Genomic DNA, 23,905 nt, shown 5'->3' with positions numbered 1-23,905 from the left:
GCATCCTTGCGGAAGGCTTTGGTCCGGCACGTCCTGGCACGGGGCCCGGGTCGAGCAGGGATCGACCCGGTAAAAACGGATGCGGTACGCATCTCCCTGACCAGTAAAACGCGGGACCCCGCCTACCCCCCTACCTCCGCCGGAAAATTTTTTTCGGGGCCGCCCGAGGATGCCCCGGCCGGCCCTGGCGAGGCTCAGCGCGAAAGGTCGATCGCGTAGGTGGCGGTGCCGTCGCCGTGGTCACGCAGCTGGCGGATGCCTTCGAGGCCGGCCGCGCGGGCGATGGCCTGCTTGCCGCTGGCGCTGGTGAAGACCACCGGGCCGCGGGTCTTCAGCGGCGCGAAGCGCCAGGCGCGCGGGGGCAGGGCGGCGGCGTCGAGGCGGCCCTGGCGCTTGAGCCAGGCGGCCAGGATCTCGCGCGCGCCGTCGGGCGCGGCCAGCACGACGTTGCGGCCGTCGAGGCCCGGGAAGTTGCCGCCGCCGCTGGCGCGGTAGTTGTTGGTGGCGACCACGAAGGTCTGCGCCGCCGGCACCGGCCGGCCCTGCCAGGTGAGCGCGGTGATGCGCGCACCGGCCGGCCGGCTGGGGTCGATCACGTAGGCCAGGCCCGCGCCTTGCAACTGGTCGAAGTTGTAGCCGGGCAGGTCCTTGCCGATCAGCGGCTGCTCGCCGGCCTGCGCGGGGTCGAGGCGGTTGAAGCGCTCGGCGGCCTTCTCCAGCCAGGCGCGGAGCCCGGCGCCGTCCACCTTCACCGCGCTCAGCGTGTTCGGATAGAAGTACAGGTCGGCCGCGTTGCGCAGGGTGAGCGGGCCGGGCGGCACGTCGGTGTAGTCCTCCGGGCCGCCGAAGCCGGTGCGGAAGGCGGCGGCGGCCGAGAGCACCGGCATGCCGGCCAGCTCCGGGTGGAACTTGGGCAACTCGCGCCGCACGTAGTCGGCCTGCGCCGCGTTGACGGCGGCCAGCGCGCTGCTGTCGCCTTCGTCGGCGAAGTAGCTGGACAGGCGCAGCGCGCTCTCGCCGATGGGCGTGTCGACATAGGCCATCGCCGCCCGGTGCGCCGGGGCCACCAGCGGCGCGATGGCGGGGTCGGCCGGTACGCAGTCGTTCTTCTTCGGGCAGATCGGGCGCACCTCGCTGTGGGTGTCGGCCTTGTCCACCGTCCAGCGGCCGCCGTGGCGTTCCAGCGCCAGCTTGATCACGCCGAGGTCCTTGCCGAAGAAGCCGCCCATCACCGCCGGCGTGCCGCGCACGAAGCCGCGCGTGGCGTCCACGTCCTTCAGGCCGGCGTAGTGCGGGCCGGGGAATTCGGTGTGGGCGTGGCCGAGCAGCAGCGCGTCGATGCCGGGCAGGCCGGCGAGGTACCAGCCGCCGTTCTCCATGCCGCCGTCGTAGGGGTGGGTGTCGAGGCCGCCGTGCAGCACGGCCACGATCAGGTCCGGGTGCTGGGCCTGAAGCGGCGGCAGGTAGCGTTTCGCCGCCTCCACCACGCCGCTCACGGTGACCTTGCCGGCGAGGTTCTGCCGGTCCCACTGCAGGATCGGCGGCGGGGTGAAGCCGATCAGGCCGATCTTCAGCGGCACTTCGAGCTTGCTGCCGTCGGGCGTGTAGGCCGCGACGGTCTTGGTGATCACCGTCCACGGCGGGAAGATCGGCTGGCCGTCGCGGGCGCTGTACACGTTGGCCAGCACCAGCGGGAAATGCGGTCCGGCGCAGCGCTGCGCGACGCCGCCGTCCACGTTCATCGGCGTGCCGGTGACCTGGGAGAGGAACGGCAGGCCGTAGTTGAACTCGTGGTTGCCGGCGGTGCCGCCGTCGTAGCCGAGCGCGTCCATGGCCTTGTAGATGGCCAGCTCCTCGCCGCAGCCGACCGGCTTCACCCTGGCCTGCCAGTCGGCCAGCACGGTGCCCTGGATGGTGTCGCCGCTGTCCAGCAGCACGGTGTTGGGAAACTCCGCGCGGGCGCGGCGGATCAGGGTGGCGGTGCGCTCGTAGCCCAGCGAGGCGTCGGCCTTCTGCTTGAAGTAGTCGTAGCTGAGCACGTTGGCGTGCACGTCGGTGGTTTCCAGGATCGCCACGTCGGCGCGCGCGCCGTCGGGCAGCTGGCCGGGCCGGAAGGTCTGGCCGGCGCAGCCGGCGAGCAGGGCGGCGGCGAGGGCCAGCGGGGCGAGGCGGAGGGACATCGGCGTTCCATCGGTGCGCAAAACAATGGCGGGCACCCTAGCAGATCGTCGTGGCGATCCGATGCCGCGGGCCGGCGCGGCAGGCGATGCGGTGGCGCTGCATGGCGTTGGCGAGCGAAAGCGCCGCGACGGCTGGCAGGCTCTAAGATGGCGCACCCTTTCGCGCCGGCCTCAGGGGGCTAGCAGTCTTCATGTCGTTTCGTCCGTTCCGTTCCGTGCGCCCGCGCGCCGTAGTGCTGGCCTGCGCGCTGGCCGTCTTCGTACTTTGTGTCGCCTTCTCCGCCTGGAGCGAGCCGCAGCCCTTGCAGCGCGCCTTCGTGCTGAGCCTGATGCTGTGCACCAGCGGCGTGCTGCTGTTCGTCACCGGCCGTCCGGCGCTGACGCTGGTGGCGAGCGGCGGCGCCTTCCTCGGGCTGCGCTTCGTCTCCGCGCTCAAGCTGCAATACCTCGACTCGGGGCTGATGCCGCAGGACTTCGTCTACTACACGCACAGCAGCCTGCTGGAGACGCTGCGCCGCTACCCGCACCTGTACGGCCTGGGGCTGGCCGTATGCCTGAGCGTGCCGCTGCTGCTGGGGTTGACCTGGTGGCTGGACCGGCGCCTGTTCACCGGGGCGCGGCGGGGCCGCACGTTCGGCCTGCGCCTGGGCGGCGTGGCGCTGTGCGCGCTGGCGTTCTGGCTGTGCCTGCTGCCAGCGGGGCCGTACGGGCGCGTGTATGCGCGCAGCGCGTGGGAGAAGTTCTCCGACGATGCGCTGCTCACCAACTTCTTCGTCTACTTCTACGACTCGGGCGTGCGGCTGCCGCCGCTCGCCGGTGCCGCGCAGGCCGAGCGCGACTGGGCGGCCACCGCCCCAGGCCGCGCCAGCGTGGCCACGGCCCCGTACCCGGACATCGTCGAGGTGCTGGAGGAAAGCACCTTCGACCCCTCCAACTTCGCCATGTGCCAGGGCCTGCCCGAGTGCCGCGCGCCGCACCTGTTCGAGCCGGACGCGCGCACGCGCGGCCACGGCGTGCTGCGCGTGCATACCTTCGGCGGCGGCACCTGGGTGAGCGAGTTCGCCGCGCTCACCGGCCTGCCGCAGGACGTCTTCGGCCCCGGCGGCATGTACGCGCCCTACGTGCTGGCACCGCGCATGCGCGACGCGCTGGCGCAGCAGCTGGAGCGGCTGGGCTACCTCACGGTGGCGGTGTATCCCACCAACGGCGCCTTCTTGAATGGCCGCAACGCCTACACCGCCTACGGCTTCAGCCAGTTCCACGACGCCGACGAGTTGGGCCTCGACCCGTGGGAGGAGAGCGACGCGCAGATGTTCGCCGCCGCCAAGCGCGTCTACGACAAGGTGAAGAAGCCTGGCCAGCCGGTATTCCTGATGGTGCTCACCATCAACCAGCACGGCCCGCACGACCTCGACCCGCTGGAGAACCTGCCGCCGCCGTTCAACCGCGGCATCGTGCCCGGCCTGCCGGCGCAGACCGAACTCAACGTGAGCACCTACCTGGCCCAGCTGCGCGCCTCCGACCGCGGCATGCAGCAGCTGGAACACGACTTCCTCGACCGCGGCCAGCCCACCGTGCTGGTGCACTTCGGCGACCACCAGCCGTCCTTCGACGGGCGCATCCGCAGCCTGCCGCGCACCTGGCCGCCGGCGCTGCAGCCGCTGCAGCACTACCTCACCTACTACATGGTGAAGAGCAACTTCGCCGGCGCGCCGCTGCCGACCTACCCCGCGCTCGACATCGCCTACCTGCCCGGCATGGTGCTGCAGGCGGCGGGGCTGCCGGCCGACCCGTACTTCTCCGCCGCCGACGCGCTGCGCGAGCGCTGCGACGGCCGCTACACCGGCTGCCCGGTGCCGGGGCTGCTCGATTCCTACCACGCCTGGATCTTCGGCCACCTGCACGTGTTCCAGTAGGAGCGCACCTTGTGCGCGAAAAGCCTACGCAGCGATGACGCGGCAACGTGGCGGTCGCGCGCGAGCGCGCTCCTTACACGGGGCCGGGTGGCGGTGCGCAGCCGCCCTTGCCCGATGAGCGGGCCTGGACGTGCCGCTCTGGCGCGCCGGTGGCTCAGTGCCGCTCCGGTGCGGCGTAGTCGAAGTAGGTGTAGGTCCTGCCCTCGACGGTGAGGCGCTTGAGCTGCACGCGGAAGCTGTAGCGCGTGGCGGGCAGGGCGCTGCCGTCGAGGCGCTGCGTGCGCAGCCCCGCCGCCGCCTCGCGCGGGCGCAGCGCCGCCGGCGCCACGCGGTAGGCGTCCAGCGCGCGGCCGGCCTCGCCGCGCAGCGCCTCGCGCAGCACGCGGCCCTGTGCGGTGGGCAGCGGCAGGCCGAGCAGGGCGGCGACGGTGGGCGCCACGTCCACGTTGCCGCTGGGCAGCGGGTCGCGGAAGCCGCCGCGGAAGCCCGGGCCGGCGGCGAGCAGGGTGTTGTGCACGTCGATGGGGCTGAAGCTGCCGTGCTGGCCGCGCTCGTTCGAGAGGCTCTCGTACTCGGTGCCGCGGAAGCCCTGGATCAGCGCGTCCGCGTCCCAGGCGTAGCTCAGGATGATGTCCGGCCCGCGCGCGGCGTTCTCCAGGTGCACGTCCTCCGCCGGCAGCGTGCCGGGAAGCTTGCCGTAGCGGCGCGCCACGAAGATCGCGCCCACGTATTCGCGCGATTGCAGGTAACGCACCGCGCGCTTCACCGTGGCCGCGTCGTGCTCGGGCTGGTAGAGGTATTCGGTGCCGCCGTTGGGGGCGATCACCAGCGCGCCCCTGGGCAGTTCGTCGGGCACCTTGTAGCCTGGCGTGGTGTAGGGGCCGGGTTTGCCGCAGAGGCGGCCGTCGTCGTCGTAGCGGGTGGGGCGGAGCGGGCTGCCGTCGGCGCGCAGGCCGCTCATCACCGGCGCATAGATGCAGCCGAAGCCGTCGAAGGCGGCGAAGCCGGCGCGGGTGAGTTCGTCGGCCAGGCGCACGCCGCCGGAGACGGAGTAGCCCCATTCGGGATCCACGCCGGCCACGCGGCCGTCGTTGATCTGGCGCAGCGGGAACAGGTCGCGCGGGCCGGCCACGTTGCTGTGGGCATGGTCGGAGACCACGACCAGGTCGGTGTCGCCGGCCATGCCGAGCGCCTCGAGCTTGGCTTGCAGTTCGCCGAGCAGCGCGTCCTGCGCCTGCAGTGCGCGGTGGAACTCGGGCGAGCCCACGCCGTAGACGTGCTCGGTGGTGTCGGGGTTGCGCAGCCACACGATGCTGAGGTCGGGCCGGCGCTTGGGCAGCACCTCGTCCAGGTACACCTTCATCATCCAGGCGTTGGCCGCCTCGGGCGTGGTGTCGCCGGCGGCGGTGGCGTCGGAACTCACGCCGTCCTTGAGCCACGCGGCCTTGCCCTGCGCGGTGGGTTCGCCGTTGTCCTCGCGCAGGCTGATCAGGCCCGCGCCATAGGTGTGCACGACGCGGGCCGGCAGCGGGTAGCCGGCCTGCTGCAGCGCCCTGGCGAAGGACCGCGGCAGCGCGGTGTTCTCGTCCAGCAGCACGCCCTCGCCGCGGCCGTCGTTGGCGAGCCGGTAGTCCTGCAGGAAGGCCGGGCCGGACTTGCCGACCAGCGCGGTGCTGAGGCCCGCCTTGTGCGCGGCGGCGAACAGCGTGGGGAGTTCCAGCAGGGCGTGGCCGTCCTCGTGCGCGTCGAGGTCGCGCAGCAGGGCGTAGTCCTCGGTGTACACCGGCTGGCGGAAATCCACCGCGCCGCCCTTGGCGTCCAGCCCTTCCCCGTGCGGTGCCCAGAAGCGGTTGCCGTAGAAGCCGAGCGGCCCCGGGAACGCGCCGGTGGCGAAGCTCGACGCATTCGCCATGGTGAAGGTGGGGTAGGTGGCGTGGTTGTCTTCGAAGGTGACGCCGCGCCGGGAGAGTGCGAGCAGGTTGGGCGTGTCCTCCGCGCTGATCGCGTCCGGGTGCATGCCGTCCCACACGAATACGATCACCCGCTTGGCGGCGAGGGCCGGCGTGGCAGCGGCGAGCGTGAGCAGCAGCGCGGCGACGGCGCGGCGCGGCAGGCGGGGGCGGATGGGCATGGGCGACCTCGATCGGGGCGTGAGCAGCTCGCCATGGTGGCCGACGGAGTTTGCGGTTTGGTGGCAGTGGGAAAGCCGTGCGCGGATTCAGCGAGGCCAAGGCGTGTCGAGCTTTGCCTCCTCTCTCCGTCGGGGCACGCGGAGAGGGAGCAGGTTGCGGTGGCTTGGGGCGGGCGGGCTTCGTCTGCTTTCCGCATCGAGGGACCGATTGCTCGCACCCGTCGCCGCGACGCGAAGCCCTTCAACCCGCCGGATACGCCACGCCGCCGATCCACGTCTCGCGCACCACCAGCCCGTCGTCCAGCACCGCGAAGTCCGCCTGCAGCCCCGGCGCGATGCGCCCGTGCGTGGCCGCCAGGCCGAGCCATGCGGCGGGGTAGGCGCTGGCCATGCGCGAGGCTTCCTCCAGCGGCAGGCCGACTCGCTGCACCAGGTTGCGCAGGCCGGTCGCCATGTCGAGCGCGGAGCCGGCGAGCACGCCGGCCTCGTTCTGGCAGATGCCCTCGCGCGCCACGATGGTCTGGCCGTTGAGCACGTAGTCGGCGCGCGCGCTGCCCACCGGCGGCATCGCGTCGGTGACCAGCACGCTCTTGCCGCGCGCCTTGGCGGCGATCGCCACGCGCAGGCTGGCCGGGTGCACGTGGTGGCCGTCCACGATCAGGCCGCACCAGCTCGCCTCGTCGTCCAGCGCGGCGCCGACCACGCCGGGCTCGCGGCTGCCCAGCGGGGTCATGGCGTTGTAGAGGTGGGTGAAGCCGCGCACGCCGGCGTCCAGCGCGGCGCGGGTGGTGGCGTAGTCGGCGGCGGTGTGGCCGGCGCAGACGATCACGCCGGCCTCGGCCAGGCTGCGGATGGCCGCCAGCGGCACCTGCTCGGGCGCGAGCGTGAGCATCACCACGCCGCGGTGGCGGCGGGCGATGTCGGCGATCTCCTCGGCGCTCGGCTGGCGGAACAGCCGAGCGTCGTGGATGCCCTTGCGCGCGGGCGCGAGGAACGGCCCTTCGAGATGGATGCCGAGCACGCCGGGCACGCCGGCCTCGATCGCCGCGTCCACCGCCTCCAGCGCCGCGTGCATGGCTTGCGCGGTGTCGGTGATCAGCGTGGGCAGCAGGCCGGTGGTGCCGTAGCGGCGGTGGGCGGCGGCGATGCCGCGCAGCGTCGCCACCGTGGGCGCGTCGTTGAACAGCAGGCCGCCGCCGCCGTTGACCTGCACGTCGATGAAGCCGGGCAGCAGCAGGCGCCCGCCGAGATCGTGCACCGGGGCGCCGGCCAGGCGCGCGTCGTCGCCCGCGGCCAGCGCCTCGATGCGCGCGCCGCGCACCAGCACGGCGAGGTCGCGGCGCAGGCCGGCGTCGGTCATCACGCGCGCATTGACCAGGGCGCGCAGCGTCTCGCTCATTACATCGTCTCCGTGACCTTGTTGAGGCTGGGCGGCACGTCCGGATCGTAGCCGCGCGCTAGCGCCAGTGCATTGGCGACGCGGTAGAAGCTCTGCACCGCCAGCAGCGGCGTCGCCACCGGCGCGAGGCCGGCGGCCAGCGGCAGCGCGTCCACGCCGTCGACGCCGGGCGCGGCCACCCACACGCGGGCGCCGCGGGCGCGGAACTCCTCGGCCACCTTCAGCGTGTTGTCCAGCGTGCCGTCGTCCTGGGCGAAGAACAGCACCGGGAAGCCTTCGCCGATCAGCGCCATCGGGCCGTGCTTCACCTCCGCGGCGCTGAACGCCTCGGCGTGCAGGCCGCAGGTTTCCTTGAGCTTGAGCGCGGCCTCCAGCGCCGCGCCCAAGCCATAGCCGCGGCCCACCACGAACAGGTTGTGCGCGCCGCGCAGGCCCTCGCCGAGCGAACGCCAGTCGGCGTCCCAGCCCTGGCGCAGCGCTTCGGGCAGCTGCGCCAGCGTGGCGTGCACGGCGTCGTCGCCGCGCCAGTGCGCGGTGAGCTGGAGGATCGCCGCCAGCGTGGCGAGGTAGCTCTTGGTCGCCGCCACGCTGCGCTCGGGGCCGGCGCGCAGCGGCAGCACGGTGTCGGCCAGCGCGGCCAGGGGCGAATCTTCCACGTTGACCAGGGCCACGACGTGGGCGCCGGCCTCCTTCGCCGCCTGCGCGCTGCGCAGCAGGTCCGGGCTCTTGCCGGACTGCGAGATCGCCACGAACAGCGCGTCTTCCAGCTGCAGCCGGCTGTCGTAGATCGAGGCCACCGACGGCGAGGCGGAGGCGGTGACGAGGCCCAGGTGCGTCTCGAACACGTACTTGGCGTAGGCCGCCGCGTGGTCGGAACTGCCGCGCGCGCAGGTGACGATGAAGCGCGGCGGCCTGGCGCGCAGGCGCTCGCCGAGCGCGGCGGCGATGGGCGCGTTGGCTTCGAGCTGGCGGGTGATCACCTCGGCGCTGGCGTGCGCCTCCTGGTACATCAGGGTGCTGCTGGGTTCGGTCATGGCAAGGTCCGCGGGCCGGCGCGAGGCCTGGGCCCGGCTAGGGGGCGGGGGATGGCAAAGGGCGCGCGCCGGCGCTGCCGCGCAGCGGCGCGGCGGGTCGGTACGGCGAGGAGATGTCGGGCGAGGGACGCGGCGCGCGGCGCGCCGCCGCTCAGCCCTTGCGCGGCGGCGCGGTGGAGCCGCGCACCACCAGCTCCGGCACGAAGCCTTCGTTGGCGATCGGCGCCGAGCCGTCCTCGGGCTGATGCAGCGCGGTGATCAGGCGCAGCGCGGCGTGGCGGCCGATCTCGCTGGTGGACTGGCGCGCGGTGGTCAGCGCGGGCCAGGCCTGCTTGGAGAACGGGTTGTCCTCGAAGCCGGCGATGGAGAGATCCCACGGCACGTCCAGCCCCGCCGAGCGCGCCGCGGCCAGCACGCCGGCGGCGATCTCGTCGTTGCTGCCGAAGATGGCGGTGGGCGGCTCCTTCAGCGCCAGCAGCTTGCGCGCGCCGCGGAAGCCGTCGTCGAAGGCGTAGCGGCCGGGCAGCACCAGCTTCTTGTTGAGCGGCAGGCCGTAGTCCTTCAGCGCATCGGCGTAGCCCTGGTAGCGCTCGGGGCTGGAGCGGTGGTGCGGGTCGCCCCACAGGAAGCCGATGCGCGCGTGGCCGAGCTGGATCAAGTGCTCGGTGATGGCGTAGGCCGCGTCGCGGTCGTCCACCCACACGCAGGGCGAGCCGTCCTCCGGGTCGGTGCGCGCGGCGATGATGCGCACGAAGGCGATCTTCTGCGCCTTCAGCGCGGCGATCAGTTCCGCCTGCTCGGACATCGGTGGCGCCAGCACCAGCCCGGCCAGGCGCGAACGGCGCACCAGCGCCACCAGCTCCTGCGCCAGCGTGGGCGAATCCGAATCGCAGGGATGGATCTGCAAACCGTAGCCGCGCTCGCGGCAGGCCGAGAGCACGCCGTCCTGCATGCTGATCACGTAGTGCGCGTTCGGGTTGTCGTAGACCAGGCCGATCGCGTAGGAGTGCGTGCTGCGCAGGCTGCGCGCGGAGAGGTTGGGGCGGTAGCCCAGCGCGTCGATCGCGCGCTGCACCTTCTCGCGCGTGTCCTGCCGTACCGAGGCCTCGCGGTTGATCACGCGCGACACGGTTTTCAGCGACACGCCCGCGCGCTGGGCGACCTCCTTGATGGTGACAGCTTGCAACGGCAGGCACTCCGGTGACTCGACCGGCCATCGTAGCCGGCCGGCCGGGGGAGAGGGCAGTGTGTCGTAAGGTCACAGCCGGCATCGGTCACGCGCGCGCGGTGCCCGCGCGATGCCCGCGCAGGCCGTAGTAGAGGATGTACAGGTAGCAGGGCACCATCAGCAGCGCGAACACCAGTTGGAAGTCCAGGTGCTGCTTCAGGTGCACGAACAGCTGCGGGATGATCGCGCCGCCGGCGATGCCCATGATCAGCAGCGCCGAGCCCGCCTCGGTGTGCCGGCCCAGGCCGTGGATGCCGAGCGGGAAGATCGCCGGCCACATCATCGCGTTGGCGAAGCCCAGCGCCGCTACGAAGCCCACCGACACGTAGCCGTGGGTGACGTAGGCGCCCAGCGTGAACAGCACGCCGAGCACCGCCGAGATGGCGAGGTAGCGCTGCTGCGAGACGAAGCGTGGGATCAGGATCAGGCCGGCCACGTAGCCCACCAGCATCGCGGCCAGGGTGAAGGCGGTGAACAGCTTGGTCTGGTCCAGCGGCAGGTCGAAGCCGGCGCCGTAGGTGCCGATGGCGTCGCCCGCCATCACCTCCACGCCCACGTAGACGAAGATGCACAGCGCGCCCAGCCACACGTGCGGGAACGAGAAGAGGCTGCCGTCGCGGTGGCCGATGGTCTCCTCGCGGTTGTCGCCGGCCGGCTTCACCTCCGGCAGCGAGGAGCGCACCACCCACGCCGCGAGCAGCGCCAGCAGCCCGGCCATGGCGAGGTAGGGCACGTGCACCTTGGCCGCGAAGGCGTCGAGCAGGGCCTCGCGCGCCTGCGGCGTCGCCGCCGCCTTCACCTGCTGGTCGAGGTCGCCGATGCCGCGCAACACCAGCGCGCCGACCACCAGCGGGGCGAGGATGCCGGCGGCCTTGTTGCAGATGCCCATGAAGGCGATGCGCTGCGCCGCGCTCTCGATCGGCCCGACGATGCTGATGTACGGGTTGGAGGCGGTCTGCAGCAGCGCGAGGCCCGCGCCGATCACGAACAGCCCGACCAGGGTGCCGCCGAACAGGCGCATGGTGGCGAACTGGCCGAACATCACCGCGCCGATCGCCATCACGAACAGGCCCAGTCCCATGCCCTTCTTCATGCCCGTGCGGCGCAGCACCGCCGAGGCCGGCAGGGCGAGGAAGAAGTAGGAGAGGTAGAACGCGAACGGCACCAGGAAGGCGTAGGTGTCCGAGACCTGGAAGGCGAGCTTGACGAAGGTGATCAGCGGCCCGTTGAGCCAAGTAACGAAGCCGAAGATGAAGAACAGCAGGCCGATGATCAGCATCGGCCCGAGGGCCGTGCGCGACGTACCGGTGGCGAGCGTCGTGGATGACATGGTCAAGCTCCCCGCGTGATGTGATCCCTGGTGCCGCTGCCGGCACTCCCCGTGGCGGCTTTATGGAGCGGGAGGCATAACGTTGTCAATTTTTTCTGCAAAGAACTTTCGATAAGGTCTGCGGCGGGAACCGGTAGGGCGGCTCCGGTGCGGCATCGCAGCATGCACAAGGCGCCGCCACCTGGTGTGGATCATTGAGGGTGCAAGCCTTGTTGAATAAGGCTTGGTGCGTGGTCCGGCCGGCCTTGCCCGGGCGGCCTTCCATGGCCGTTCGCCGGATTTTGCGGCGACCTCAAAAAGTCGTGTTGACAACGTTGTCATGCTATGGCCATATGCCGCCGTCATTCGATGGTCATGCAGGCGCGTGACGGGGGAGAACACGGGCATGGGTGTGGCGGATCTGGCCGGGCACGGAGAGACGGCGGCGCGCGACGCGGCGCAGGAGCCGCTGCTGCTCGCCGCGGACGTGGGCGGCACGCATGCGCGCATCGGCCTGCTCGGCCGCCGGCCCGACGGCGCGCGGCCGGTCAGCATGCTGCGCTACCGGCGCTACGTATGCGCCGAGTGGCCGAGCCTCACCGCGATCCTCAAGGACTTCGCCGCCGGCCTCGGCGACGCCGCCCCGGTGGAGTGCGCGGTGGCCAGCGCCGGCTACGTGCTGGACGACGCCATCGTCAACGACAACCTGCCCTGGCCGGTGTCCATCGGCGAGATCCGTGCGGGCCTGGGCCTCCAGCGGCTCGTCGTGGTCAACGACTTCGAGGCGGTGGCCTACGCCACCCAGTTCCTCGACGAGTCGGACACGCTGCCGGTGATCGAGCCCAGCGCGCCGCGCTCGCCCGGCCCGGTGCTGGTGATGGGGCCGGGCACCGGCCTGGGCTCGGCGGTGCTGTTGCCGGGCCGGCCGCGCGCCAGCGTGCTCGCCACCGAGGCGGGCCAGATCGCGCTGGCGCCCGGCAACGAGCTGGAGATCGAGATCCTGCGCCTGCTGGCGCGCGAGCGCGCGCACGTCTCCTTCGAGCACGCGCTGTCGGGCCCGGGCCTGCTCAACCTCTATCGCGCCATCTGCACGCTGCGCGGCCTGGCGCCCGCGCTCGCCGAGCCGGCCGCGATCACGCAGGCCGCGCTGGTCAGGAGTGATGCGGCCGCGGTGGAGGCGGTGGACGTGTTCTGCGGCCTGCTGGGCAGCTTCGCGGGCGACCTGGTGCTGCTCTACGGCGCGCGCGGCGGCGTGTTCCTCGCCGGCGGGATCCTGCCGCAGATCCGCGAACTGCTGCTGGCCAGCCGCTTTGCCGAGCGCTTCTTCAACAAGGGCGTGATGCGCGCCTTTCTGCGGCAGGTGCCCGTGCGCCTGATGGAGCACGGCCAGCACGGGGTGATCGGGGCGGCCGGGATGTTCCTGGACGGCCGCGCGCAGGACGGGGGGCAGGGCGCATGAGGCGCGGGGGAGTTTCAGCTTTGTACCGGGGCACGAGCCCAATCAACCACGCGGCACCGGCCGTTCCGGCACCGCTGACGCAGATCCGCTCGGAGGGGAGCAAACCATGTCACACCGCAAGACGCTGTTAGCCGCAAGCATCATCGCCAGCCTGTGTTTCAACGGTTCGCTGCAGGCCCAGGACGCCACCCAGCCGAGTGGCACCACCAGCGCCCAGAGCCGCGCCGACCAGGCCAAGGCCAAGGAGCTGGCCACCGTCACCGTCGTCGGCATCCGCAACAGCGAGGCCGAATCGCTGCAGCTCAAGCAGGCCGCCGACTCGCACGTGGAGATCGTCACCGCCGAGGACATCGGCAAGCTGCCGGCCAAGAACGTGGCCGACACCCTGCAGCGCCTGCCCGGCGTCAACATCAGCTCGTCCAGCGCCAGCGAGGGCGGCTTCGACGAGAACGACCGCGTGAGCCTGCGCGGCACCAACCCCAGCCTCACCCAGACCCTGGTCAACGGCCATACCATCGGCACCGGCGACTGGTTCGTGCTGAGCCAGGTGCAGACGGTGGGCCGCAGCGTGAGCTACACCCTGCTGCCCTCGGAGATCGTGAGCCAGGTGGTGGTGCACAAGTCCTCCGAGGCGCGCATCGTCGAAGGCGGCGCCGCCGGCTCGGTGGACATCGTCACGCGCAAGCCGCTGGAGTTCGCCAAGCCCATCACCGGCGAGGTCTCGGTGGGCGGCGTGTACTCGGACCTGCCGGACAAGACCAAGCCGCAGTTCAGCGGCCTGTTCAACTGGAAGAACGACGCCAACACCCTGGGCGTGATGCTGCAGGGCTTCTACGAGAAGCGCAGCCTGCAGCGCAACGGCCAGGAGGTGGTGGGCGGCTACCTGCCCACCACCGTGGGCGGCAACACCGTGTACTACCCGAACGAGATTGGCGCGGTGCTGTTCACCCAGCAGCGCAAGCGCAAGGGCGGCGTGATCGACCTGGAGTTCAAGCCCACCGACAACCTCACCCTCGACCTCAACGGCTTCTACTCCAAGCTCGAGGCCGACAACTACAACCGCAACTACATGATGTGGGCCAGCAACGCGCTGGCCAACGGCGGCGTGCTCACGCCCAATGCGATCCGCAACAACGTGGTCACCAGCGGCTCCATCGCCGGCGGCACCGGCGCGTACGGCGTGTACGACCAGATCTCGCGCCCGGGGGCGGCGTCGGAGTCGAAGTACCTCACCCTGGAGGCCAACTGGCGCGCCACCGACCACCTCACCTTCACCGGCCAGGTCGGCACCACCCGCGGCACCGGCTCCAGCCCCACCCAGGACGTGATCGAGCTGGGCACGGCCGGCGGCGCGGGCGCCAGCTGGAACATGCGCGGCCTCGACAAGCCGATCAACTGGACCCTGGGCGGCGACAACGCCTCGCCGTCCGGCATCCTGCCCTCGGCCGGCTGGATCTTCGGCGGCCAGGGCATCAAGGTGAAGGACAAGGAGGACTGGGCGCAGTTCGACGGCGAGCTTGCCTTCGACGGCGGCGCCTTCAGCTCGCTGCAGTTCGGCGCCCGCTATGCCAAGCACACCCGCGAGAACCCGTTCGAGATCGCGCAGGGGCCGAACTTCGCCAGCGACTGGACCAACCCGGCGGCCTACCCCACCACCTACGGCCGCTACCCGGGCGACTTCGGCAGCTCGCTCGGCGGCAGCTTCCCGGGCCCGATCTGGTTCTACTCGCCGGCCCAGCTGGCCGCCATCGACGCCGCGTTCGCCAACCGCGACCCGGTCACGCGCTTCTACTTCAACGACGTCTACAAGGTGGAGGAGAAGGACTCGGCCGCCTACCTGCAGCTCAACTTCCAGTCCGGCATCGCCAGCGGCAACATCGGCGTGCGCTACGTGAAGACCAAGGAGGACATCGGCTACACCAGCACCGCGCCCGACGCGCTGGCCAGCACGGTGACCGGCCCGATCTTAGGCTCCGCCTTCGGCGACTACTTCTGGAACACCTACAAGCACAGCTACGACAAGTTCCTGCCCAGCGCCAACCTCAAGCTGGCCTTCACCGACGAGCTGCTGCTGCGCCTGGCCGCCTCGCAGACGATGACCCGGCCGGACTACTCGGCGCTGGCCGGCTACGTCTCCGCCGACGACCTCACCCACACCGGCAGCGGCGGCAACCCGCAGCTCAAGCCGCTGATCTCCACCAACTTCGACGCCGCCGTGGAGTGGTACTTCGCCACGCGCGGCCTGCTCTCCGCCGGCGTGTACGCGATGAACCTCAAGGACTACATCAACTTCGGCAACGAGGTGCGCCGCTTCAAGGACATGCAGGCCTCGGCCGCCGCCGGCCAGGACGTCTACTCCGACTACCTCATCAGCGTGCCGAAGAACGTCAACGGGCAGGTGCGCGGCGTGGAGCTGAACTACATCCAGCCGGTCGGCGAGTATTTCGGCGTGCAGGCCAACTACACCTATGCCGACGGCCACGCCACCGGCGACGTGCCGCTGCAGGGCACCTCGAAGAACACCTACAACGTGTCCGGCTACTTCGAGAACGACCGCTTCAACGGCCGCATCAGCTACACCTACCGCTCGGAGTTCTACGCCGGGGTGAGCCGCACCGACACCTACTTCCAGCAGGGCATCGGCAACCTGGCCGCCTCGTTCGGCTACAAGATCAACGACTGGATGGCGCTGTCGCTGGACGCGATGAACCTCAACAACCCCAAGCTCAAGTACTACACCAAGAACGACGCCTACGGGAAACAGCCCTATGCGTTCTACGTCAACGGCCGCCAGTACTACCTCAACCTGCGCTTCAAGTTCTGATTTAGGCACACCTCCCCGCCACGGGCCCGGCTAGGCTTGCCGGGCCCGCTTTTTGTCCGGCACCGGCGGGCGGCGCCGTCGAGGGCGGCGGGCGCACGGCCGGGACGATGGAGTCTTCGCATGCGTTGTCGTCGACTGCTGTTCGGCCTGATCCTCGGCCTGTCCGCCGCTGCCGCGCAGGCGGCCGCGCCCGCGCTGATTCCGCTGCCGGTGCAGCTGGTGGAGCGCGAGGGGCGCTTCGCCGTCGGCCCGGCGACGCCGCTGGTGGTGCCCGCCGGCGATCGCGCCGCGCAGCGGGCGGCCCGGTTCCTGATCGACCGGCTCGACGCCGTGCACGGGCCCAGGCTCGCCCTGCACACGGGGGCCGCCGAACCCGGCGCCATCGCGCTGGCACTCGACCCCGCCGCGTCCGTTGCCGCCGAGGGCTACGTGCTCGATGTCTCGCCGCAAGGCGTGCACCTCGCGGCGCGCGACGAGGCCGGCCTCTTCCACGGCGCGGCGACGCTGTGGCAGCTTCTCACCGCCACGCCCGCCGCGGATGCGCTGCCGGCGCTGCACATCGAGGACGCGCCGCGCTTCGCCTGGCGCGGCCTGATGCTCGACTCCGCCCGACACATGCAGAGCCCGGCCGAGATCCGCCGGCTGCTCGACCAGATGGCGCTGCACAAGCTCAACGTGCTGCACTGGCACCTCACCGACGACCAGGGCTGGCGCATCGAGATCCGGCGCTACCCGCAACTCACCCGCCTCGGCGCCTGGCGCACGCCGCCGGAGGCCGGCCGGGACGGCGAGCCCGCGCGCTACGGCGGCTACTACACGCAAGGGGAGATCCGCGCGCTGGTGCGCTACGCCGCCGCGCGCCAGATCACCATCGTGCCGGAGCTGGACCTGCCCGGCCATGCGCAGGCGGCGGTGGCCGCCTACCCGCAGGTGGGCGTCACCGGCCGGCGGCCGCCGGTGTCGGTGGACTGGGGCGTGCACACCACGCTCTACAACGTCGACGAGGCCACCGTGCGCTTCCTCGAGAACGTGCTCGACGAAGTGATGGCGCTGTTCCCCTCCCGCTACGTGCACCTGGGCGGCGACGAGGCGGTGAAGGACCAGTGGCGGGACTCGCCCGCGGTGCAGGCGCGCCTGCACGTGCTCGGCCTCAAGGACGAGGATGCCCTGCAGGGCTGGCTGATGGGCCGGCTCGGCACCTACCTCGTCCGGCATGGGCGGCGGCTGATCGGCTGGGACGAGATCCTCGACGGCGGCGTGCCGGGCGACGCGGCGGTGATGTCCTGGCGCGGCACCGCGGGCGCGGTGAAGGCCGCGCGGCTTGGCCACGACGTGGTGCTCTCGCCCTCGCCCGACCTCTACTTCGACCAATTGCAGAGCAACCACGCCGACGAGATCGCCGGCCGCCTGCCGGTGCGCAGCCTCGCCGACATCTACGCCTTCGAGCCGGTGCCGGCCTCGCTCGACGCCGCCCAGGCCGCCCACGTGCTGGGCGCGCAGGCCAACGTGTGGAGCGAGCACATGCCGACCCCGCGCCACGTGGAGCGCGCGGTGTTCCCGCGCCTGGACGCGCTGGCCGAGGTGCTGTGGACGCCGCCGGCCCGGCGCGACTGGCCGGGCTTCCTCGCAAGGCTGCCCGCGCAGCTCGCGCGCTACCGCCGCGCCGGCATCGAGGCCTCCGACAGCGCCTTCGCCGTGCAGCCGCAGTTCGACCGCGACGCCGCGCTCGACACCGGCACCGCGACGGTCACGCTGGGCAACCAGGCCGGCTACGGCGCGCTGCACTACACGCTGGACGGCAGCGCACCCACGCCGGCCTCGCCGCGCTACGGCGCGCCGTTCGCCGTGGCGCTGCCGCACACGCTGCGCGCGGCCAGCTTCGCCGACGACGGCACGCCGCTGGCCGCCGCGCGCACGTACACCCTCGACGCCGCCACGCTGCGCAGCCGCCTCGGCACCGAGCTGCCCAACTGCCCCGGCAGCGATTTCCGCCTGCGCGTGCAGCCGCTGCCGGAGGCGGCCTCGCTGGCGCCGGTGTACGCGGTCAACGTGTTCGACAACTGCCAGCGCTGGCCCGATGCCGTGCTGGACGGCATCGGCACGATCCACTTCGAACTGGCGCGGCTGCCGCGCAACTTCCAGCTCGCGCACGAGGCGAAGCTGGTGGTGCAGCGCGCCTCCGACACGCCGCACGGCGAGCTGGAGGTGCGCGTGGACCGCTGCGACGGCCCGCCGCTGGCACAGGTGCCGCTGCCCGATCCGGCCACCACGCCTGCACGCTTCACGCTCACCGCGCCGCTGCCCGCGCAACGCGGCGCACACACGCTGTGCCTGCTGTTCGCCGCGCCGACCGACGGGCCGTTGTACGCCTTCGCGCGAGTGGCGCTGCAACCGGCAGCGGCATCCGGCACGGCGAAACCATGACGGGCATGCACGGCACGGTGGGCACGCGAAGTACGGGCCACTCCGATGGCGCGCCCCGGCTGCGCTCGGTCGATGCGCTGCGCGGCCTCACCGTGGCGGCGATGCTGCTGGTCAACGATCCGGGCGACTGGAGCCACGTCTACGCGCCGCTCGAACACGCCGCCTGGCACGGCTGCACGCCGACCGACCTGGTGTTCCCGTTCTTCCTTTTCATCGTCGGCGTGTCCATCGCCCTGGCCTTCGGCCCGCGGCTGGAGCAGGGCGCCGCGCCGGCCGCGCTGCTGCGCACGGCATTGTGGCGGGCGCTGCGCATCGTGGCGCTGGGGCTGGCGATCAACCTGCTCGCCGCCTGGCTGCTGCCCGGCGCGCACCTGCGCCTGCCCGGCGTGCTGCAGCGGATCGGGTTGTGCTTCGCCGCGGCGGCGGCCTTCGCGCTGTACACCTCGCCGCGCGCGCAGTGGGCAGCGATCGTCGCGCTGCTGCTCGGCTATGCCGGGCTGCTCGTGGCCGGCGGTTCGCTGGAGCCCTTCGCCAACCTCGTCAGCCGCAGCGACAGTGCGCTGTTCGGCCATTACGTCTACCTGACCGATCCCGCCACCGGCCGCGGCCACGACCCGGAAGGCCTGCCCGGCACGCTGCCCTCGCTCGCCACCACGCTGCTCGGCCTCGCCGCCGGCCGCGCGCTGCGCGCGGGCAGGGCGCGCATGCTGCCGCTCGCGGGTGCGGTAGCGCTGGTGCTCGGCCTGGCGTGGTCGCACTGGCTGCCCTTCAACAAGAACCTGTGGACGCCCTCGTTCGCGCTGTGGACGGCGGGCTGGGCGGCGCTGGCGCTGTGGCTGTGCCACGCGCTGATCGACGTGCGCGGCTGGCCGGCGCTGGGGCGGCGTTTCGGCGTCAACGCCATCGCCGCGTATGCCGGGTCGGAACTGATGCAGATCCTGCTGCCGGCGCTGGGCTGGCAGGAGCCGCTGTACCGCGGCTTGTTCGCGGGCTGGATCGTGCCGCTGGCGGGGCCGTATGCGGCCTCGCTGGCGTGGGCGCTGGGGTTCGTGGGGGTGTGGTGGGGGATCGTGTGGGTGATGGATAGGCGGCGGGTTTATCTCAAGCTTTGAACAGGAGTTAAGGCTTCAATGCAGGATGAGCGATGTGCCGACATTCCAGGCCTTCGACAAGACGTACATCGCGTTGAAAGGCTGAGAAAGCGCAAACACCGATCACTGGCCGCTGGCGGTCCGGCGGAAGTCGCGTCGATCACTTGGCCTGTTCGGCCGCAAGCCGTGCGTCGGCCGTCGACCATTTCACAGCTGAGCGTCGTCGCCGATCAGGCAGCCGGATCAACGCATCATCGTGGGTGCCGTGGGCGCTTGTTGCGGCGCCTCCATGGCGGACGCCGCCACCTGCGGTTGTTGCTGGTGCGCTAGGGTCCACGCCCGACTGCTCTGGTCAAGCGGCTGGACCACGGCTTTGGCTATGTCCACCGAGGCATATTGCTTGAAGGGTGAGTTCAGATCCCCCTGAACGGCAAAGGCCCGGCTCGCATCCTCGCTCAGCAGCAGGTGGTCGATGCGCGTCATGCCTTCGGCCCGCGAGTGGGCGGCCAGTGTGCCGGCAAAGTTGACGCTCAGTTGGTCCGGCGTTCGGCCTTGTTGCGCATCCAGCTCATGGACCATCCGCAGGGCCTGCGCATACATGCCGTGGCCCGCATGCGCAGGGCTGTCCAGTGATGCTGCGGGGGCCTGCTGGGCGCGGTGCAAGGCATCCAAGGTTCGGGCCCCGGCCACTCCATCAACGTGAAGCTGGTGGTCGCGTTGGAAGGCTTCGACCGCGGCTTGGGTACTGGCCCCAAAGTGCCCGTCCGCCTGGAGTGGCCGGCCACCGGCCCCGGCATAACCGAGCGCCGCGAGCCGGGCTTGCAGGTCCCGCACTCTCTCGGAATGATCGTTGAACCGGAACGTACCCGGGTGGGTGCCATCATGCCTGGCGTGCGAGGGGTGATGCGCGATGGCGACTGCCGGCGCGGTACCGCGATGTTCCACCGTCACCCCGTTGGCCCGAAGCACCGCATCACTGTCTGCCAGGCGTTCGAGCGCCACCTTCTCATCAGAAAAACGGTCTTTGAGCGAATCGTGCAGCTTGGGCGAATGGCTGAACAGCGTTTTGACGTGGGCGATTTTGTAGTCCTGCACCGCGTCCACGATGTCTTTGTCGCTCAGTGCGGCCAAGTCGTAGTGATCGCCAAACTTTTCGGCCAGGCCTTTGCTGAAGATGCTGGGCGTCAGGTCGCGGCATTGCACCGCCGTGCTCCATAGCGCGTCCTGAACAGCCATGCCACGCCCCGACAGGTCGAGGCCGCGCGCCTGCAAGGCCCTGGCTTGCGCGCTGTAATGCGAGCGGCCGACAAAGTCGTGTTGGTCCTGGCCAAAGCCGGGGTCGGTGCGGGCCAGTTCTTGCCATTTGGCATCGAACGCCGGCGTGACCGGTGTCAGCCCATGGAACTGCGGCCCGTAGGGCGATTGGTCCAGATATTCCTTCAAGGTGCCGGTGACGCTGGAGAACTGATACGAGCCGTAGGACACGCCTCCATGATCTCCCTTGCCGGTGGAGATCGCCCCGGCTCCTGCGAGACCTGATTCATAGCTTGCGGAGGTTTGCCCGAGATGCCATTGCTCTGCTTCGCGCCTGGCCTGTTCTAGCTGGTCCGTCATGCTCGCCACTCCGGCTTGGTGTCCGTGTCGTCCGTTGCGTCGGAATGAAGCTATCGGCTTGAACGCCCTTCAAGGGTCGCCGCCCGGGCGGCGGTTTGGTCCAACTGGCACTGATTGGCGTCGAGCAGGCTGGCCGTGCCCCCGCTGCCGTCTGGGGCGCAGGCCTTGTCCCGCTGGACGATCCACGCCCGCTCTTCATCGCGCAATGCGGTGCGCTGTGCGGCAGGCAACGTCGTGCGCAGCCGCTGGTAGGCGGTATTCAGGCGCTTGTCCTGGTAATCGTGCTCGGCACCAATGCAGTCGTTGAGCGCCAGCGTCACGCCACGGGCCGCTTTGACGCACGTGTAATAGGTCGGCCGCAGTGGCGTATTCGCCGCAGCGGCGTCCTGGCCATATGAGGCCGTCACGGCGACCACCCACAGGCCAGCACCGATAACCCAACGGATCATGCGTCTGCTTCCTTGTCGATGGTATGGCGGAGTGATCGAGCCATGAACCTTCATGGGCCGACTGTAGCGGTAGTGCGACTGGCGAACTGCGACCCAGCCGCATGTTCCGCGCAGCAGGCGCTGTAACACCCATGACACACGGCCACCCCCGCGCCGCAACACAAGCGTCAACGTAACTACATGCGACACCGCCACCCTAGTGCGATCCCTGCGCCGCCGACGGCGCCCCGATCCCCCTGGAGTTGCATCGCATGTCCAAGACCGCACTCGCGGCCGCGCTGGCCCTTGTCTTCACCACCCTGACCCCGGAGGTTTTCGCCGACGAGGCGGCCACGCCCGCGGCGGCGGATGCGGCCGCCAAGGACGGCGCGAAGAACCTCGACGCGGTGTCGGTGATCGGCCAGGGCGAGACGCGCCAGGTGCAGCGCGTGACCACCAAGGACGTGGCGGTGCTGCCGCCGGGCACCAGCATCCAGAAGGTGCTGAACCGCCTGCCGGGCGTGAACGTGCAGTCCAACGACGCCTTCGGCGCCAACGAGGAATCGCAGTCGATCAGCCTGCGCGGCTTCAGCACCACCCGCCTGGGCTACACCTTCGACGGCCTGCCGCTGGGCGACAACGCCTACGGCAACTACAACGGCCTCAACGTCAGCCGCGCGCTGATCGCCGAGAACTTCGGCGGCGCCGAACTGGCCGAGGGCATCGGCGGCCTGGGCACGGCCTCCACCAGCAACCTGGGCGGCACCATCCAGTACTACTCCGACGACCCGGCCAGCACCTTCGGCGGCCGCGCGGCGCAGACCTTCGGCAGCGACCAGAACCGCCGCACCTACGTGCGCCTGGACACCGGCGACTACCACGGCTTCTCGATGTACGTGTCGGGCATCCGCGCCACCGCCGACATGTGGGCGCGGCCCCATTCGCCCACCACCACCAAGCAGTTCAACGCCAAGGCGGTGTACGACTTCGGCGGCGGCCGCATCACCGGCTTCGTCGACACCTCGCGCACCTCGCAGGCGGACTACGCCTACCTCTCCAAGAGCGGCATGGCGCGCGGCCTGGGCTGGGACTGGAACCTCTACGCGCCGGACTGGAACCGCGCGCTGGCCGCGGCCTACTGCGCGCCGGCCACCTACAACGCGGCGCGCTGCGGCTTCTCCGGTGGCGTCACCAACATCGACGACGCCTACTACCAGAGCCGCGCGGTCCGCAGCGACGACCTCTACTACCTCGCCGGCGACTTCTACCCCGCCGACGGCGTTACCCTGCACACGCAGGTCTATCACCACGAGAACGCCGGCCAGGGCCACTGGTGGTCGCCGGGCCAGGCCTCCTACCCGGGCACGGCGCAGGCGCTGCCGATCTCCATCCGCAGCACCAACTACGTGATCAACCGCAACGGCGCCATCGCCTCGCTGGCATGGGAGCTCGGCGCGCATCACCTCGAAGGCGGCGTGTGGTACGAGAACAACCACCACAACGTGCAGCGCAACTTCTACTACATCGACGGCCCGGTGAGCGACGACAAGTTCCTCACCGGCCCGGACCGCCTGCTGTTCAACCAGGACTACCTGATCATCACCCGCCAGGCCTACCTGCAGGACAGCTTCAAGCTGTTCGAGGATCGCCTGAGCGTGGACGTGGGCGTGAAGAGCCCGCACACCACCATGACCGCGCACCAGCTGCCCGGCCAGTACGAGGCGCCGGTGGCCAACGGCCGCCTGGACGCCGGCAAGGCGCTGCTGCCGCAGCTCGGCCTCGGCTACCGGCTGGGCGGCGGGCAGGAGCTGTTCGCCTCTTACGCCAAGAACATCGCCGCCTTCCAGGGCGGCGGCGCGGGCGGCCCGCTGCTGGTGACGCAGGCCTCCTTCGACGCCACCCGCGGCAAGTTGAAGCCCGAAGAGTCGCGCACCCTCGAGGGCGGCTGGCGCATCGTGCAGCCGAAGTTCGAGGCCTCGGCGGCGGTGTACGACGTGAAGTTCGACAACCGCCTGCTCTCGCTCAACCCCTGCCCGAGCATCCAGGCCGGCACCTCGCCCGCGTGCACCACGCGCTTCTACAACGTGGGCTCGGTGAGCAGCCACGGCGCGGAGTTCACCTTCATCTGGAAGCCGGACGCGCACTTCCAGTGGTACAACTCCGCCTCCTTCAACCGCGCCACCTACGACGACAACTACGTGCAGAACGGCGCCGTGGTGCCCACCCGCGGCAAGGTCACGGTGGACACGCCCGACAAGCTGTTCGCCAGCGAGCTCAGCTGGACTTACGGGCCGTGGAACGCCAGCCTGCGCGGCAAGTACACCGGCCGGCGCTACTACACCTACACCAACGACCGCGGCTTCGGCGGCTACACCAGCTTCGACCTCGGCGTGGGCTACGACTTCGGCCCGGCCTGGTTCGCCAAGGACCTGCGCGCCGCGCTCAACGTGAGCAACCTCACCGACAAGCGCTACGCCTCCAACCTCGGCGCCTTCGCCAACACCGACCCCGCCGGCAAGCAGCTCGCCTTCCATGCCAGCGCGCCGCGGCAGACCTTCGTGACGCTGGAGGCGAAGTTCTGACATGGGGGCGCCGTCGCCGATGGGCATCGTGAAGCGCGAGGCGGCGACGCCCGGGCCCGCCGCCAGCGCCCGCGTCGCGCCGCTGGCGCCGTGGGCGGAAGCGGCCGCGCCGGTGCCGGCACCGCGCTTCGGCGCGGCCGGCAGCGACGCGCGGATGTTCCTGCCGCTGTTCGCGGTGGGCCGGCTGCGCGGCGGGGCGAGCTTCGCCCGGGCGCTGCATGCGACGCCAGGCCCACTCGACCTTTCCGGGGCGCTGGGCTAGGACTTAGAGCCTGCTCAATGCCCA

15 protein-coding genes are annotated in these 23,905 nt (G+C 70.9%); 7 read left to right on the top strand and 8 right to left on the bottom strand.

All coding sequences use genetic code 11. From position 1 onward, the window contains the following. Nucleotides 1–194 precede the first annotated feature (194 nt). The gene (locus tag ACH65_RS00890; protein WP_049620669.1) at nucleotides 195–2,180 is read right to left on the bottom strand and encodes a bifunctional 2',3'-cyclic-nucleotide 2'-phosphodiesterase/3'-nucleotidase; all 1,986 of its coding nucleotides are present in this window, start codon (nucleotides 2,178–2,180) and stop codon (nucleotides 195–197) included. A 191-nt stretch (nucleotides 2,181–2,371) separates the two neighbouring features. On the opposite strand from ACH65_RS00890, the gene ACH65_RS00885 reads away from it, so the two are divergent. After that, on the top strand, nucleotides 2,372–4,096 hold the full coding sequence (locus ACH65_RS00885) for a sulfatase-like hydrolase/transferase (RefSeq protein ID WP_049620668.1): 1,725 nt from the start codon (nucleotides 2,372–2,374) through the stop codon (nucleotides 4,094–4,096). Nucleotides 4,097–4,250: 154 nt separating this feature from the next. Here ACH65_RS00885 and ACH65_RS00880 read toward each other — a convergent pair whose 3' ends face one another. The 5 genes from ACH65_RS00880 to ACH65_RS00860 form a co-directional block, all read right to left on the bottom strand. Continuing rightward, on the bottom strand, nucleotides 4,251–6,227 hold the full coding sequence (locus ACH65_RS00880) for an alkaline phosphatase family protein (RefSeq protein WP_049620667.1): 1,977 nt from the start codon (nucleotides 6,225–6,227) through the stop codon (nucleotides 4,251–4,253). Between the two features lie 241 nt (nucleotides 6,228–6,468). Beyond that, entirely contained in the window at nucleotides 6,469–7,626 is a 1,158-nt protein-coding gene (gene nagA, locus ACH65_RS00875; RefSeq protein ID WP_049620666.1) for an N-acetylglucosamine-6-phosphate deacetylase, read from the bottom strand. Beyond that, a complete protein-coding gene (locus ACH65_RS00870) occupies nucleotides 7,626–8,660 on the bottom strand; it encodes an SIS domain-containing protein (protein WP_049620665.1) in 1,035 nt (344 codons plus the stop codon). Before ACH65_RS00870 ends, nagA begins: the two co-directional genes overlap by 1 nt. A gap of 151 nt (nucleotides 8,661–8,811) precedes the next feature. Beyond that, a complete protein-coding gene (locus ACH65_RS00865; RefSeq protein ID WP_049620664.1) occupies nucleotides 8,812–9,846 on the bottom strand; it encodes a LacI family DNA-binding transcriptional regulator in 1,035 nt (344 codons plus the stop codon). 88 nt (nucleotides 9,847–9,934) lie between these two features. Then, complete coding sequence (locus ACH65_RS00860) at nucleotides 9,935–11,218, bottom strand: sugar MFS transporter (RefSeq protein WP_049620663.1); 1,284 nt, start codon at nucleotides 11,216–11,218, stop codon at nucleotides 9,935–9,937. A 385-nt stretch (nucleotides 11,219–11,603) separates the two neighbouring features. Here ACH65_RS00860 and glk point away from each other — a divergent pair, with 385 nt between their 5' ends. The 4 genes from glk (at nucleotide 11,604) to ACH65_RS00840 (ending at nucleotide 19,016) form a co-directional block, all read left to right on the top strand. After that, nucleotides 11,604–12,656, top strand: coding sequence for a glucokinase (glk, locus tag ACH65_RS00855; protein WP_082190067.1), 1,053 nt, complete (start codon nucleotides 11,604–11,606; stop codon nucleotides 12,654–12,656). A gap of 106 nt (nucleotides 12,657–12,762) precedes the next feature. Then, on the top strand, nucleotides 12,763–15,480 hold the full coding sequence (locus ACH65_RS00850) for a TonB-dependent receptor (protein WP_049620662.1): 2,718 nt from the start codon (nucleotides 12,763–12,765) through the stop codon (nucleotides 15,478–15,480). A gap of 120 nt (nucleotides 15,481–15,600) precedes the next feature. After that, the gene (locus ACH65_RS00845) at nucleotides 15,601–17,904 is read left to right on the top strand and encodes a family 20 glycosylhydrolase (protein WP_049620661.1); all 2,304 of its coding nucleotides are present in this window, start codon (nucleotides 15,601–15,603) and stop codon (nucleotides 17,902–17,904) included. Beyond that, nucleotides 17,901–19,016, top strand: coding sequence for an acyltransferase family protein (locus ACH65_RS00840; RefSeq protein WP_237561403.1), 1,116 nt, complete (start codon nucleotides 17,901–17,903; stop codon nucleotides 19,014–19,016). The genes ACH65_RS00845 and ACH65_RS00840 overlap by 4 nt, the downstream gene beginning before the upstream one ends. A 222-nt stretch (nucleotides 19,017–19,238) precedes the next feature. On the opposite strand, the gene ACH65_RS00835 is transcribed toward ACH65_RS00840, so the two are convergent. Further along, a complete protein-coding gene (locus ACH65_RS00835; protein ID WP_064504785.1) occupies nucleotides 19,239–20,609 on the bottom strand; it encodes a peptidoglycan-binding domain-containing protein in 1,371 nt (456 codons plus the stop codon). Nucleotides 20,610–20,659: 50 nt separating this feature from the next. After that, complete coding sequence (locus tag ACH65_RS00830) at nucleotides 20,660–21,058, bottom strand: lysozyme inhibitor LprI family protein (protein WP_082190066.1); 399 nt, start codon at nucleotides 21,056–21,058, stop codon at nucleotides 20,660–20,662. 251 nt (nucleotides 21,059–21,309) lie between these two features. Here ACH65_RS00830 and ACH65_RS00825 point away from each other — a divergent pair, with 251 nt between their 5' ends. Beyond that, nucleotides 21,310–23,619, top strand: coding sequence for a TonB-dependent receptor (locus tag ACH65_RS00825; RefSeq protein ID WP_049620659.1), 2,310 nt, complete (start codon nucleotides 21,310–21,312; stop codon nucleotides 23,617–23,619). A gap of 1 nt (nucleotide 23,620) precedes the next feature. Beyond that, nucleotides 23,621–23,881 (top strand): hypothetical protein, encoded by a 261-nt coding sequence (locus ACH65_RS00820; RefSeq protein WP_049620658.1) that lies wholly within the window; start codon nucleotides 23,621–23,623, stop codon nucleotides 23,879–23,881. Nucleotides 23,882–23,905 lie beyond the last annotated feature (24 nt).

It is taken from the genome of Frateuria defendens (assembly GCF_001182895.1).
Classification (GTDB): domain Bacteria; phylum Pseudomonadota; class Gammaproteobacteria; order Xanthomonadales; family Rhodanobacteraceae; genus Frateuria_B; species Frateuria_B defendens.
This window is presented reverse-complemented; position numbering and strand designations above follow the sequence as displayed.

Bases quoted from the DNA above. Each gene is read 5' to 3' on its own strand.
- glk (WP_082190067.1), top strand. From the start codon at position 11,604: ATGGGTGTGGCGGATCTGGCCGGGCACGGAGAGACGGCGGCGCGCGAC.
- ACH65_RS00885 (WP_049620668.1), top strand. From the start codon at position 2,372: ATGTCGTTTCGTCCGTTCCGTTCCGTGCGCCCGCGCGCCGTAGTGCTG.
- ACH65_RS00870 (WP_049620665.1), bottom strand. From the start codon at position 8,660: ATGACCGAACCCAGCAGCACCCTGATGTACCAGGAGGCGCACGCCAGC.
- ACH65_RS00845 (WP_049620661.1), top strand. From the start codon at position 15,601: ATGCGTTGTCGTCGACTGCTGTTCGGCCTGATCCTCGGCCTGTCCGCC.
- ACH65_RS00840 (WP_237561403.1), top strand. From the start codon at position 17,901: ATGACGGGCATGCACGGCACGGTGGGCACGCGAAGTACGGGCCACTCC.
- ACH65_RS00820 (WP_049620658.1), top strand. From the start codon at position 23,621: ATGGGGGCGCCGTCGCCGATGGGCATCGTGAAGCGCGAGGCGGCGACG.
- ACH65_RS00880 (WP_049620667.1), bottom strand. From the start codon at position 6,227: ATGCCCATCCGCCCCCGCCTGCCGCGCCGCGCCGTCGCCGCGCTGCTG.
- nagA (WP_049620666.1), bottom strand. From the start codon at position 7,626: ATGAGCGAGACGCTGCGCGCCCTGGTCAATGCGCGCGTGATGACCGAC.
- ACH65_RS00860 (WP_049620663.1), bottom strand. From the start codon at position 11,218: ATGTCATCCACGACGCTCGCCACCGGTACGTCGCGCACGGCCCTCGGG.
- ACH65_RS00850 (WP_049620662.1), top strand. From the start codon at position 12,763: ATGTCACACCGCAAGACGCTGTTAGCCGCAAGCATCATCGCCAGCCTG.
- ACH65_RS00890 (WP_049620669.1), bottom strand. From the start codon at position 2,180: ATGTCCCTCCGCCTCGCCCCGCTGGCCCTCGCCGCCGCCCTGCTCGCC.
- ACH65_RS00830 (WP_082190066.1), bottom strand. From the start codon at position 21,058: ATGATCCGTTGGGTTATCGGTGCTGGCCTGTGGGTGGTCGCCGTGACG.
- ACH65_RS00835 (WP_064504785.1), bottom strand. From the start codon at position 20,609: ATGACGGACCAGCTAGAACAGGCCAGGCGCGAAGCAGAGCAATGGCAT.
- ACH65_RS00825 (WP_049620659.1), top strand. From the start codon at position 21,310: ATGTCCAAGACCGCACTCGCGGCCGCGCTGGCCCTTGTCTTCACCACC.